The 13,141-nt window shown below is 52.7% G+C and carries 11 protein-coding genes; 7 read left to right on the forward strand and 4 right to left on the reverse strand.

Features of this window, described 5'->3' with window-relative positions; translation table 11 throughout:
* Window positions 1-209, reverse strand: a 209-nt coding sequence (locus ACEYDX_RS02305) for a DUF896 domain-containing protein (protein WP_373740428.1), incomplete at its 3' end; no start/stop codon positions are given.
* Window positions 210-435: 226 nt separating this feature from the next.
* On the opposite strand from ACEYDX_RS02305, the gene ACEYDX_RS02310 reads away from it, so the two are divergent.
* Window positions 436-789 (forward strand): winged helix-turn-helix transcriptional regulator, encoded by a 354-nt coding sequence (locus ACEYDX_RS02310; RefSeq protein WP_373740429.1) that lies wholly within the window; start codon window positions 436-438, stop codon window positions 787-789.
* Window positions 790-834: 45 nt separating this feature from the next.
* On the opposite strand, the gene ACEYDX_RS02315 is transcribed toward ACEYDX_RS02310, so the two are convergent.
* The 3 genes from ACEYDX_RS02315 to ACEYDX_RS02325 all read right to left on the reverse strand — a co-directional run bounded on the left by ACEYDX_RS02315 (window position 835) and on the right by ACEYDX_RS02325 (window position 2,150).
* The gene (locus ACEYDX_RS02315; RefSeq protein WP_373740430.1) at window positions 835-1,047 is read right to left on the reverse strand and encodes a hypothetical protein; all 213 of its coding nucleotides are present in this window, start codon (window positions 1,045-1,047) and stop codon (window positions 835-837) included.
* 134 nt (window positions 1,048-1,181) lie between these two features.
* On the reverse strand, window positions 1,182-1,439 hold the full coding sequence (locus ACEYDX_RS02320; protein WP_373740431.1) for a hypothetical protein: 258 nt from the start codon (window positions 1,437-1,439) through the stop codon (window positions 1,182-1,184).
* An 18-nt stretch (window positions 1,440-1,457) separates the two neighbouring features.
* Window positions 1,458-2,150, reverse strand: coding sequence for an OmpA family protein (locus ACEYDX_RS02325; protein WP_373740432.1), 693 nt, complete (start codon window positions 2,148-2,150; stop codon window positions 1,458-1,460).
* A gap of 137 nt (window positions 2,151-2,287) precedes the next feature.
* Here ACEYDX_RS02325 and glyQ point away from each other — a divergent pair, with 137 nt between their 5' ends.
* The 6 genes from glyQ (at window position 2,288) to glyS (ending at window position 12,272) form a co-directional block, all read left to right on the forward strand.
* Window positions 2,288-3,199, forward strand: coding sequence for a glycine--tRNA ligase subunit alpha (gene glyQ, locus ACEYDX_RS02330; protein WP_373740433.1), 912 nt, complete (start codon window positions 2,288-2,290; stop codon window positions 3,197-3,199).
* A gap of 111 nt (window positions 3,200-3,310) precedes the next feature.
* Window positions 3,311-4,435 carry a hypothetical protein gene (locus tag ACEYDX_RS02335; protein WP_373740434.1) on the forward strand — a complete coding sequence of 375 codons (1,125 nt, stop codon included), beginning with the start codon at window positions 3,311-3,313 and terminating at the stop codon, window positions 4,433-4,435.
* A 79-nt stretch (window positions 4,436-4,514) separates the two neighbouring features.
* On the forward strand, window positions 4,515-6,365 hold the full coding sequence (gene msbA / locus ACEYDX_RS02340; protein ID WP_373740435.1) for a lipid A export permease/ATP-binding protein MsbA: 1,851 nt from the start codon (window positions 4,515-4,517) through the stop codon (window positions 6,363-6,365).
* Window positions 6,366-6,434: 69 nt separating this feature from the next.
* Complete coding sequence (locus ACEYDX_RS02345) at window positions 6,435-8,105, forward strand: glycosyltransferase family 2 protein (RefSeq protein WP_373740436.1); 1,671 nt, start codon at window positions 6,435-6,437, stop codon at window positions 8,103-8,105.
* 98 nt (window positions 8,106-8,203) lie between these two features.
* Complete coding sequence (locus ACEYDX_RS02350; RefSeq protein ID WP_373740437.1) at window positions 8,204-10,156, forward strand: HAD family hydrolase; 1,953 nt, start codon at window positions 8,204-8,206, stop codon at window positions 10,154-10,156.
* A 55-nt stretch (window positions 10,157-10,211) separates the two neighbouring features.
* A complete protein-coding gene (gene glyS / locus ACEYDX_RS02355; protein WP_373740438.1) occupies window positions 10,212-12,272 on the forward strand; it encodes a glycine--tRNA ligase subunit beta in 2,061 nt (686 codons plus the stop codon).
* Window positions 12,273-13,141 lie beyond the last annotated feature (869 nt).

Raw genomic sequence — 13,141 nt, forward strand, 5'->3', positions numbered from 1 at the left:
GACAGCATATTGGTGAGCTGGCCGCACACTTTGCCGATATAGGCTTGGCGCAAAACCGCGCGCTCGGCCAGCTCCGCTTCGGTTAAGCCGGCGGTTTTGGCTTTGCGGGCCAGTTCGTTGATGCGGTCTAATTCTGCGATACGCATAATGCGCTCCTTTCGTTTGGTTTGGCCGTCTGAAACCGTTTCAGACGGCCTTTTGTTTATCATTTGTGCCTGCAGATTTTTATTAGCAGAAAAAACTTATTTTCGGAACGAGGCAGCAAGCCGCAGACAGTACAATTAGTACGACAAGGCACAGCAACGAAGTGCCGGAAATAAAGTTTTTTTTGCTATAGGCTTTTTGTTTCGTTAGGCGTATTATACGCAGTACAAATCTTTCTACAAGTACGCACATTTTTTATACTGTAAACCCCGAGAGAAAAAAGGACACGATATGCAACAGCCAACCCGCGAATACGAAACCTGCTGCCCTGTGGTGGCCACGCTCGACATTATCGGCGGAAAATGGAAGGTGTTGATTTTATACCATTTAAACACCCAAACCCGCCGTTTCAACGAATTGCAGCGGCTGATGCCCGCCATAACCCAGCGTATGCTCACGCTGCAATTGCGCGAACTCGAAAACGACGGCATCGTGCACCGCGAAGTGTATCCGCAAGTGCCGCCGAAGGTGGAATATTCGCTCACCGGATTCGGCCTCACGCTGATGCCCGTTATCGAAGCCATGCACCGTTGGGGGCAGGAATATGCCGCCGAATGCGTACGGCACAAAAAGACGGCGCAATAAATTAGGCCGTCTGAACAATATTTTCAGACGGCCTTTGCGGTTTGGTTATACCGCTTCTTTGCGGCGGTAATACGCGCGTTTCAAACCCAACAGCACGGCCACGGCGGCGGCGGGTACGGTAAGGGCGACGGCCACGGTGGCGAAGCCCCAGCCGAAATTCAGCATCCACGCGCCCACGAATGCGGAAAGAATCGCGCCGATGCGACCCAGCCCGTGCATCCAGCCGTTGCCGGTGGCGCGGGCGGAGAGCGGGAGCATGGCAGATTGGCGGTGGATAAACGTTTGTTTGGCTGGTTTCGGACAGTCTATGAAATTTCAGACGGCTTATGAAACGGGGGGGGGCGGTAATATCGGGACGGCGGTATGCAGGTCGGGATCTTTGCAAAATTCGCTTAGGTCGTTTGAAACACCCGATTATCGTCATTCCCGCGTAGGCGGGAATCCAGCCCAAAAGCCATCAAGTATTTTATTTCAATAACTTGCAAAAAAACGACTGGATTCCCGCCTGTGCGGGGATGGCGGTTGTGAACGCTGCCGTACCCAATCAAAATACGCTGTGCAAAACAAGGCCAATGATAAAACAGCCGAAGATAAAAACAGGCCGTCTGAAAATCTTTCAGACGGCCTGTCATCCGTTGCAAACGTTTCAAACGGAATACCGGAAAATCTTATTCCAACACCACTTCCACTCGGCGCGCTTCCGCTTTGTCGCCGCTGCCGGTGGCGTTTTCCGGTTTGCGCAGCTCGATTTGCGCCTCGGGTACGCCGAAGCCCATCAGGGCGTTTTTCACGGCCAGCGCGCGCTGTTTGGAGAGTTCTTCGTTTTTGGCCTTGTTGCCGCTTTCATCGTGGTAACCCGACACCACGGCTTTCTTGCCCGCTTTTGCGCCTGCCAAAACGTCTTTCAGGGCGGTTTCGGCATCCGCGGCCAAATCGGCTTTGCCGCTGGCGAAGTAGAATTTCACGGTGCCGTTGTCCACTACGGCGCGCGCACCGTCGGCTGCCGCACCCGCAACTGCGGCGGATGCCGCTGCCGGAGCGGAGGCAGCGGATGCGGCCGCATCATGGCCGTGTGCGGCATGGGCCGAAGATGCGGCGGCATCGTGGCCGTGCGTATGAGCCGAAGCGGCAGAAGCATAAACGGCGGATGCCTCCGTACCGTGGCTGTGCAGGGCGGCGGCGGACGCGGCGTTCATGCCGTCTGAAACGGCAGAAGCGGCACCCGCTGCGGGAGAGCCTTCGATTTTGCCGGTTTCCCAGCCCCATGCGAACAGCAAGACAAGGGTAACGGCCGCAGCGGCAGCGGTGCCTGCCACCCACAAACCGGCGCGCTGTTCTTTATCCTTATCATTTTCAGACATTTCAACTCCTTAGCAAAAATCGGGAAACAAAAGGCCGCATTATACAGAAAAGCATCCTGCCAAGCCGCAAATCTATCCAAATCACCGCCGAAACAGTAAAATGCAGCCTTTGAATCCTTTACTGCAAAGCCCCCATCATGCTCACTTTTCAAGAAATCATCTTCAAACTGCAAACCTTTTGGGCAACCCGCGGCTGCACCGTCGTACAGCCTTTCGACATGGAAGTCGGTGCCGGCACCTCGCATCCCGCCACCTGTCTGCGCGCGCTCGGCCCTGAGCCGTGGTTCGCCGCCTATGTGCAGCCCAGCCGCCGCCCGAAAGACGGCCGCTACGGCGACAACCCCAACCGTTTGCAGCACTACTACCAGTTTCAGGTGGCCTTGAAGCCTGCGCCGGAAAATTTTCAGGATCTGTATTTAGACTCTCTGCGCGAACTGGGCATCGACCCGAAAATCCACGACATCCGCTTTGTGGAAGACGACTGGGAAAACCCCACGCTCGGCGCATGGGGCTTGGGCTGGGAAGTGTGGCTCAACGGCATGGAAGTAACCCAATTCACCTATTTCCAGCAGGTCGGCGGCATCGACTGCTCGCCCGTGCTCGGCGAAATCACCTACGGTATCGAACGCTTGGCCATGTATCTGCAAGGCGTTGAAAATGTTTATGATCTGGTGTGGGCAAAAACGCTTGACGGCCAAACCATTACCTACGGCGATGTGTACCATCAAAACGAAGTCGAGCAGTCCACCTATAATTTCGAATACGCCGATGTGGAATGGCTGCTGAAACAGTTCAACGACTACGAAGCTCAAGCCAAACGGATTCTGGATACGGAAGACGTTTCGCTGGCTTTGCCCGCCTACGAGCTGGTTTTGAAAGCCGGCCACACCTTCAACCTGCTTGACGCACGCGGCGCGATTTCCGTTACCGAACGCGCCACCTACATCGGCCGCATCCGCACGTTGAGCCGCATCGTCGCGCAGAAATTTGTCGAAAGCCGCGAGAAACTGGGCTTCCCGCTGATTAAGAACAAAGCGGAAGCGGCATAAAACTTTTTCAGACGGCCTTTTGCCTGTTTTGGTATGAATAAACGGAATGGTGCCGACACAAAGCCGTTTTAATCGTAAGGCCGTCTGAAAAGAAAACCAAGGAATATCATCATGATATCGTTTTCCGCTTCCCTGTTTCCTTCTCTTTATCTCATCGTGGCATTTGTTTTGGGGATATTCTCCACATTGGTTTTATTGGTATGGCTGGCGCGGTTGCTGCTTGTGCCTCAGAAGCGTCAAGATTTTACGTTCCGCCACAAAAGCTGCCTAGCTTATTTGGTTTTGCTGCAGCTTCCGAGTACCGCGATTGCCGATACCATGGGCTTTCAGCAAATGATAGGGCAAATCGCACGGGAAATTGCGCCAGAAAATCAGCCAATGTACTCCGTTTTACAGGAAACCACTCTGGCAGGTATGGTGATACCGGCAGGCAGCAAGTTGCAACTACTGAACAAATATGCTGTCGGAAAGGTTAACCTCAAACCTGAATATTTTGAAACAGCGGAGTTCCCGAAAGCTGTGATGTGGCAGGGGGTACCCATTAAATCCATGTACCGCAATTTGAACAGAACCTATTGTGATGAATGGAGTGGTTTTGATAATAAAGCCTGCAACAAACTACCTGAAGAGCAGCGCGTACGTATTACTTGGGGAGGAGATGTGAGAACTGTTTTATCCAAACCTACGAAGATAAACGGTTTTTACTGCAAAGATGAGGTATGGTGGAGTATGGCTGATGTACCACAATACCAATATCCTGAAATCAATGCTGCCAAATCTGCGCCTCTATACGTCTTAAATAGCTGCACTGCGGCTACAAACAATGAAATCCGTAGCCAAAACGGTTTATTGTATTTCAAATTACCTGAAAACAGCGATATCGGTCGTATGGCGGACGAAGAGCTAATAAATGGTTATCCGTATTTTTGGACGGCGACTGTCTATGGCAAAGCGCAGATTTTCAACTTGTTTACCCTAAAAGCAAAAACAGACGGCGATGATATAGATGTCGCGTGGGATTGGAAAAACCGCAATCTGTTGTATGCGAGCGGCGACACCGCAAGTGGCACGGAGGCATGTCCACTCCCGTCTGGCAGCTACATCGAATGGCACGCCAGCCGCCCCGACACGTTGGCTGTATACAGCAAAAAACCGGTAACACAATGCGGCTCATTCCGCATCATGCGCTTGGACAAACGTCCCGATTTTCCGACATGGATGGCAAAAACGCCGTAAGCCAGAGCAACCTTTAGAATGGATCCAACGCCCAACTCTACAAGCTATATGAAACCTTCTTCTACCTAAAAGTGTCTCCATGATAGAAAAACTGACCTTCGGTCTCTTCACCAAAGCCGACACGCACAATTTCATGCGGCTGCTCACTTACGTGAAGCCTTACAAAGCACGCATCATCTGGGCATTGCTGGCCATTGTCGGCGTGGCCGCCACCGAAAGCTATCTGGCCGCCTTTATCGCACCTTTGGTCAACCAAGGTTTTTCCGCGCCCGCCGCACCGCCGGAATTAAACGCCGCCGGCGGTATCGTCGCCACCGTACAAAACTGGAAAAACCAGTTCAACCACATGATTTGGGGGACGGAAAACAAGGTTTGGACGGTGCCGCTGTTTCTGATTGCCATCGTGTTGGTACGGGGCATCTGCCGCTTCGCCAGCACCTACCTGATGACTTGGGTGTCGGTGATGGCCGTGAGCCATATCCGCCGCGACATGTTCAAACACATGCTCACTCTTTCTTCTGATTACCACCAAAAAAACCCGTCGGGAACGGTTTTGATGAGCATGGTGCAGATGGCCGAACAGTCCATCAGCAACGCCAGCAACGTGTTTATCGTGCTGACGCGCGATACGCTGATTGTCATCGGCTTGGTGTGCGTGCTGCTGTATCTCAACTGGCAGTTGAGCTTGGTGGTGCTGCTGATGTTCCCGCTGCTGTCGCTGCTGTCGCGCTACTACCGTAACCGCCTGAAAAGCATCATCTCCAGCGCGCAGCAGAGCATCGGCACGCTGAACAACGTGGTCAACGAAATCCACCAAGGCCACCGCGTGGTGAAGCTGTTCGGCGGTCAAAAGCAGGCCGCCGGCCGTTTTGCCGAGGTCAACAACACCATCGTGCGCTTGGGCAAAAAAATCACCCAGGCCACCGCCGCGCGTTCCCCGTTCAGCGAACTCATCGCCTCGTTCGCCTTGGCGGTGGTAATCTTCATCGCCCTGTGGCAGAGCCAGAAAGGCTACACCACCATCGGCGAATTCATGGCCTTTATCGTCGCCATGCTGCAAATGCTCGGCCCCATCAAAAACCTGGCCAACATCAGCATCCCCATGCAGACCATGTTTCTGGCTTCGGATGCCGTGTGCGGCTTTCTGGACGAACAGCCTGAAACAGACAACGGCCGCAAAACCCTGCAAAACGTATCAGGCCGTCTGAAATTCGAAAACGTGGACGTGCGCTATCAGGCCGACGGCAAAAAAGCCCTCGACAATTTCAGCCTGGACATCCGCGCCGGAGAGCGCGTCGCGCTGGTAGGACGCTCCGGCAGCGGCAAAACCACCGTCGTCAACCTGCTGCCGCGCTTCGTCGAACCCAGCGCGGGCAATATCTTTATCGACGGCGAAAACATCGCCGACCTGAAACTCACCAACCTGCGCGCCCAATTCGCGTTGGTGTCGCAAGACGTTTTCCTGTTCGACGACACCCTGTTCGAAAACGTGCGCTACAGCCGTCCCGAAGCCACCGAAGCCGAAGTCATGGCCGCGCTCGAAGCCGCCAACCTGAAAGATTTGGTGCAGAATTCCCCGCACGGCCTGCACCAGCCCATCGGCGCCAACGGCGGCCAGCTTTCCGGCGGCCAACGCCAACGCGTCTCCATCGCCCGCGCCATCCTGAAAGACGCCCCCATTCTGCTGCTTGACGAAGCCACCAGCGCGCTGGATAACGAATCCGAACGCCTTGTACAGCAAGCCCTCGAACGCCTGATGCACGGCCGCACCAGCATCATCGTCGCCCACCGCTTGAGCACGATTGAGCAGGCCGACCGCATTATCGTGATGGATGACGGCCGTATCGTCGAACAGGGCGCGCATGAGGAACTGCTACGGAAAGGCGGTTATTACGCCGCTTTGCAGAATATGACGAAACTGCAAGAATAAAAAATTTTCAGACGGCCTTATTGTCGGACAGGCCGTCTGAAAATCATCTGCAAAAGGAGAGGAATAACGATGACCGAACCCATCACCCAACCGCTTGTTTCTGTGATGATTCCTTACTACAACTGCAAGGATTACATTGCCGAAACAATAGAGTCGGTTGAAAAGCAGACTTATACAGTTGTTGAAATCATCGTAGTAAACGATGGTTCGTCGGAAAACCACGCATCCTACCTGACTGATTTGCTTCGCGACAAACCGCATATCCGGTTGCTGCACCAAACCAATAAAGGGGTTTCCGCAGCAAGGAACAAGGCGGCCGCCCATGCGGCAGGACAGTACTTTGTTTTCCTTGATGCGGATGATGTTATCGGGGAAAGATACATCGAACTGGCCGTCGGGTGTTTTCAAGAGCATCCGGATCTGGCCTTGGTTTATCCTGCAACGGAATTGTTCGACGGCGCAACGGGGCTGTTTACTCCGCCCGCCTACCGGACTTATCGGGATTTGCTGATGTGGAATACGTTCCCGACGCCTTCCGTCCACAAGGCAGAAGACTATCGCCGCATCAACGGTTTCAACGAAAGTTTGGCCACTCATGAAGACTGGGATTATTGGATCAGACTGCTGCAAAACAACGACCGTGTCTGCAAACTTCCGGAGGTTTTGTATTTTTACCGGAAGCGTCGGGACAATACTTCACTGATGGACGGTTTGCGGGAAAACCCGGAGAAAGTCGTTCAAGATTGGCAGAAAGTGTATTGGAATAACGAAGCCGTTTTCCTGAAAAACAATCTCGGGTATTTTGATTTGATTAATAAAATTAACCAAATGGAGCGTGATTTGAATATGAATAAAGACAACTCCGTGCCGGAAAGCGAATCTTTACAGCCGGATTGCCTGCCGGCCAAGTTGGCCAAAGGCGAACCATTGAGTGTCGGTATCGTCCTGCGCACAACGAAGAACAGGCTGCCTTTCCTGAAAAGGGCGTTGGACAGCATTACAAACCAAAGCTATCCGGAGTGGAAACTGTTGGTGGTCAACGACGCGGGTTCCGCCGACGACATAGACCGGATGGTACAGCCTTACCAATCAGCGTTTCCGGATCGCTTGGCAGTCATCCATTTGGCTGAGAACAAAGGTACTGCGGAAGCGGCCAATACCGGATTGCTGAATCTGGATACCGACTTGGCGGTTTTTCACGATGACGATGATTCGTGGTCGCCTGATTTTCTGTTGCGGACGGTGCAGGTATACCGGAACGTAAAAAATAAGCTGCCGAGCATAGGCGGGGTCGTCTGCCATGCGAACCGGGTTATCGAGGAGGTGGAAGGGCATCTGATCCTGACCAAGCATGTCGAGAATTTCAACCAGCATATCGGAACGGGTTTGCTGTCGCTGCGTGAAGCGGCACGGGGCAATTTCATTATCCCGCTCATCGGTTTTGTTTTCGAATTGGCGGCTGCCAGAAAAACAGAGTTGTTCGATGCAGGTTTGCCGGTGTTGAGCGATTGGGATTTCTGCCTGAAATTTATGCTTCAGCAAGACGTATGGCTGCAAAGCGAAACTTTGGCTTTCGTGCATTACAGGGAAAAGAACTATGACGAGTACCAAAAAAACAGTTCTACCGATTTGGCCGAAGCCGCCTTATACAGGGTATATCTGGAAAACAAATGGCTGCGTAACGACATCCGAAAAGAAAACGCAAGTATCGGTATGGTGATGAATTTATGGGGCAAATAAGGTCGTTTGAATATCGGCATTCCAAGTGGCAGCCGTTGTTTGAAAATAATGATTTAGATAAATAAACTGGATAAATATAAAAAGGATTCATGATTCATATGGATGATCAACAAACCTTACCCGGCCGGATCGAAGTGGTCAGTTTCGACATATTCGATACCTTGGTTCACCGCTATCTGTATGCCCCTATGGACGTATTCGATGCTGTCCGCAGCAAATTGATGGCATCGGAAACGGCATTGAACCATCCGAAGCTGATTGAAAACTTCCCTTCTTTGAGAAGGGACGGCGAATACAAGGCGCGTTTGAAAAGGGCGGAACATTTCCAAGGCAACATGGAAATTACGTTTGACGAAATCTATGACCAAATGGCGGAAGATTATCCGATGCCGCAGGAAACGCGCCGACTGCTGCAGGAAACCGAATTGGCCTTGGAACGTCTGTTTTTATACCGGAGTGGCGACGGGTATCAGAAATATTTGCAGGCGGTCAGGGAAAATAAAAAAATCCTCTTTATTTCGGATATGTATCTTCCTCAGGATTTCTTAATCAGCATGCTGAACGGTTTGGGGTATGATGCGGCCGATAGGGAAACGTTGTTTGTTTCGGGCGATTACCGCTGCAACAAGCACAGCACAGAGCTTTATCATCTCGTACGTGAAAAGCTGAATCTCAATCCGCAGACATGGATGCATTTCGGCGACAATATGCACGCCGATGTCGAAGCGGCAAACAAGGCGGGATTGAGCGGACAGCATGCGGCTTGGTCGAAGGTCAATAATGTTCCCCGCCATACGGCGAAAGTGGCCGACTCATTGGCGGAATCCGTGATTCAGGCAATACACCTTCCCCAGTATGCCAAACTATATCCTATGGAAAATGCGTATCAGAAAATAGGATACGATGTATTCGGCCCGTTTTTGTTTGGTTTTTATGCATGGATGAAGCGGCAGTTGGTACGGTATCAAGCGGATAAGGTACTGTTTTTTGCCCGTGATGCCTACTTGGTGCAAAAGATTTATCAACTTCTCGGCAACGATATGCAGAACACAGAGTATGTATATTTATCGAGAAAATCCGTTTATCCGCTAAGTCTGACGGATTTTCCTTTGGACAGACTGCATTTCTTAATCGGCGGCAGATCCAAGCGTACGTTGAAATCCATCAGTGCCAACTACCATTTGGATTTGCAGCAGGTGCATGCCCAAATGACCCGATACGGGCTGGCTCCCGATACCGTCTTGACAGAAGCGAACTACGGCCAATTTTTCCATTTCTTTGCCGCCTGTTTTCAGGAAATCAGCAGCAAAAGCAAGGAAGTTAGGGAAGAATTCGGCTCCTACTTTACCGATATGGTTGAAGGAAAAAGCAAAGTCGCCATTATCGATATCGGCTGGTCCGGCAATATTCAGGCGGCCTTATCCAGAATCCTGCCCTACAAAAACAGCGGAATCGATTTAAAAGGCTTCTATCTCGGCCTGTTTCCGTCGGCACGTCAAAACATGCGTGAAGGATGCACCATGTACGGCTGGCTGAGTCATTTGGACGACAGGCCGCATTACACAGAAGTGCTGCAAAGCGGTGGTGTCGAATTGTTGGAATTCGTGCTGACCTCACCCGACGGCTCGACGCTCGGCTACCGCAAAGACGAAGCAGGCAAGATTGTTCCCGTTTTGGAACAGAAAAATAACGAAGAGCAGGATTACGAGACCAAAGCGTTGGAAGTGCAGAAGGGCGTTTTGAAATTTATCGAAAACAACGCCTATTTATTGGAAGAATTCCCTTTGGAAGCATTGGACAGTCTGTCGTGGGCAAAACCGTTCTGCGAATTGGTTACCAATCCTTCTCGGGAGCAAATCGCCCTGCTGGCGGATCTGACGCATTCCGATGCAGCCGGAGACAATGCCAGCAGGCTGGTTTTGGCCGAAAAACTCCCGCTGTGGGATCGGCTGCTGCGTAATAAAAAATATAAAAACGCTTATAAAACCTCCTTTTGGAAGAAAGCGTTTTATTATCGGAACAACAGGCATCCTAAAAAATACAGGGGCTGATTCCATGCCGTCTGGAAAGCCCGCAACGATATTTTGAAAAAACGGAAACCCGAAAATGACCCAAACCCTCTTAATCGAACTCCTAACCGAAGAACTCCCCCCAAAAGCCCTCAACACCTTGGGCAACCACTTCGCCGCTTCCGTTGCCGAAGGCTTGGAAAAAGCGCAACTGATTGACGGTACACCCGAATTTACCGCCTACGCCTCGCCGCGCCGTTTGGCCGTGCAGGTGAAAAACGTGAAGCCCGTGCAGGCCGACCAGCAGATTGTGAAAAAAGGTCCTGCGGTGGCCAGCGGCATGAAAGACGGCCAGCCGACCAAAGCTCTGGAAGGTTTTGCACGCGGTGCGGGCGCGAAAATCGAAGATTTGAAAATCATCAGCGACGGCAAGCAGGACGTGTATGCGTACGAGTTTACCCAGCAGGGCAAAGGCCTGTCTGAATTATTGGAAGACATCATCAATCAGGCGGTAAAAAAACTGCCGATTCCGAAAGTGATGCGCTGGGGCAGCAGCACGCATACGTTCGTCCGCCCCGTGCACGGCCTGATTGCGCTGCACGGCAGCGAAGTTGTGCCGATCAATGTGCTCGGCCTGCAAAGCCGTAATCAAACCTTAGGCCACCGCTTTCTTTCAGACGGCCTGATTGCCATTCAAAATGCCGACAGCTACGCCGAACAGTTAAAAACCGAAGGCAAAGTCATCGCCTCGTTTGACGAACGCAAAGCCGTGATTCAGGCAGCTTTGAACCAAGCCGCAGGCCGTCTGAACGCCACCACCGCCGCCGACGAAGCCCTGCTCGACGAAGTGGCCGCGCTGGTGGAATGGCCGGTGGTGCTGGAAGCCGGTTTTGAAGAACATTTCCTCGCCGTGCCGCAGGAATGCCTGATTCTCACCATGCAGCAAAACCAGAAATACTTCCCGCTGCTGGATGCTTCGGGCAAGCTCATCAACCGCTTCCTGCTGGTGTCCAATTTGCAGGCCGAAGATCCGTCGCACATTATCCGCGGCAATGAGCGCGTATTGCGCGCGCGGCTGGCCGATGCCGAGTTTTTCTACAAGCAAGACCAAAAAGCCACGCTCGAGAGCCGTTTGCCGAAACTCTCGCAAGTGGTGTACCACAACAAACTGGGCAATCAGGCCGAGCGCATCGAACGGCTGGCCGCCATCAGCCGCCACATTGCCGCCGCCTTGGGCGCCGATGCCGGCACCGCCGAGCGCGCCACCCGCTTATCCAAAGCCGATTTGGTTACCGAAATGGTGGGCGAATTCCCCGAGTTGCAAGGAGTTATGGGCAAATACTACGCGCGTTTGGACGGCGAAAGCGAAGAAATCGCCAACGCCATCGAGCAGCACTACCGCCCCCGTTTCGCCGGCGACGCGCTGCCCGAAGGCAAGGTCGCAACCGCCGCAGCGTTGGCCGACAAGCTGGAAACCCTCGTCGGCATCTGGGGCATCGGCCTGATTCCCACCGGCGACAAAGACCCCTACGCCCTGCGCCGTTCCGCCCTCGGCATTCTGCGCATGGTGATGCAGAACGATTTGGACGTGAACGAACTCGTTCAGACGGCCTTTGCCGCATTCCCGCAAGGCCAGCTCAACGAAAACACACCGTCCGAAGTGGCCGAATTCATGCAGGCGCGCCTGGCCGTCTTGCTGCAAAACGATTACCCGCAAGACATCGTGGCCGCAGTTCTGGCGAAAAAACCGAGCCGCCTGAACGACGTGGAAGCCAAGCTCAAAGCCGTGGCCGCCTTCAAAGCCCTGCCCGAAGCCGCCGCACTCGCCGCCGCCAACAAACGCGTGCAGAACCTGCTGAAAAAAGCCGATGCAGAATTGGGCGCGGTCAACGAAAGCCTGTTGCAGCAGGACGAAGAAAAAGCCCTGTTCGCCGCCGCCCAAGCCTTGCAGCCCAAAATCGCCGCCGCCGTCGCCCGCAGCGATTTTCAGACGGCCCTGACCGAACTCGCCGCCGTCAAACCGCAGGTGGACGCGTTCTTCGACAAAGTGATGGTCATGGCCGACCAGCCGGACGTGAAGCAGAACCGTTTGAATCTGCTGAACCAATTGGCGCAGCAGATGAACGCGGTTGCGGATATTGCGCTGTTGGGCGAGTAATTACCGCTGAAGCGGAATCGCAAAGGCCGTCTGAAAATTTTCAGACGGCCTTAAGCAAATTGTCCACCGTCAAGCCACAGGAGGACACGTTTTTCAACAAGGTAATGGGGATAGTCAACGATTCTCCGTAAAGTAGAATCTTCCCTGCCGAATCAACCGGCGCAGCAGATGAACGCTGTGGCGGATATTGCGCTGCTGGGGGAATAAGGTTTTGATGTTTTAGAAGAAAAGGCCGTCTGAAAAGGATTTTCAGACGGCCTTTGTCATATGAGTAAGCTGGGCTTCAGCCTGGCAGTTACCAGATCAAAACCATTACAAAATTAAGACGGTTTCAAAAACCAAGACCTTTGCAAAATTGAGATTAAACCTGAATCCGTCATTCCCGCGCAGACGGGAATCCAGACCTGACGGTTTCAGGAATATTTAAGAATGACGGCAAGTTAAAATTCTGGATTCCCGTCTGCGCGGGAATGACGGGAATAATGAAGCAGGTGCATCATCAACGTAATATCCAAAACACCGCCAAAATCAAATATCAGGCCGTCTGAAAAATCTTCAGACGGCCTTTTATCGTTCGAGGTACGGTTCGGTATCCGTATGGTTACGCCGTCTCGGGGCGGCTAACCGTACCTGCTCAACTTGGATTCCTACTTGCGAGCACATGGCGAAAAACAAAGTATCAGCACATTGTCCAAACACAGCCTGTTGTTCAGACGGCCATATACACCACACACAGATTCCCGACTGCGCGGGTATGGCAATGATAAAGTTGCGATGACGCTCCGCCCGCCCGCGCTAACGAATCATCCGTATGCCGCCATTGTTTCAGGCAAATATGGCATCTTTGCTGTTGTTGCGGTGCAGGGCTG

The sequence above is a fragment of the Neisseria sp. genome, assembly GCF_041804105.1.
In the GTDB taxonomy this organism is placed as follows: Bacteria; Pseudomonadota; Gammaproteobacteria; order Burkholderiales; family Neisseriaceae; genus Neisseria.

Coding starts and splice junctions, on each gene's coding strand:
- ACEYDX_RS02310 (WP_373740429.1), top strand. CDS start 436: ATGCAACAGCCAACCCGCGAATACGAAACCTGCTGCCCTGTGGTGGCC.
- ACEYDX_RS02315 (WP_373740430.1), bottom strand. CDS start 1,047: ATGCTCCCGCTCTCCGCCCGCGCCACCGGCAACGGCTGGATGCACGGG.
- ACEYDX_RS02325 (WP_373740432.1), bottom strand. CDS start 2,150: ATGTCTGAAAATGATAAGGATAAAGAACAGCGCGCCGGTTTGTGGGTG.
- glyQ (WP_373740433.1), top strand. CDS start 2,288: ATGCTCACTTTTCAAGAAATCATCTTCAAACTGCAAACCTTTTGGGCA.
- ACEYDX_RS02335 (WP_373740434.1), top strand. CDS start 3,311: ATGATATCGTTTTCCGCTTCCCTGTTTCCTTCTCTTTATCTCATCGTG.
- msbA (WP_373740435.1), top strand. CDS start 4,515: ATGATAGAAAAACTGACCTTCGGTCTCTTCACCAAAGCCGACACGCAC.
- ACEYDX_RS02345 (WP_373740436.1), top strand. CDS start 6,435: ATGACCGAACCCATCACCCAACCGCTTGTTTCTGTGATGATTCCTTAC.
- ACEYDX_RS02350 (WP_373740437.1), top strand. CDS start 8,204: ATGGATGATCAACAAACCTTACCCGGCCGGATCGAAGTGGTCAGTTTC.
- glyS (WP_373740438.1), top strand. CDS start 10,212: ATGACCCAAACCCTCTTAATCGAACTCCTAACCGAAGAACTCCCCCCA.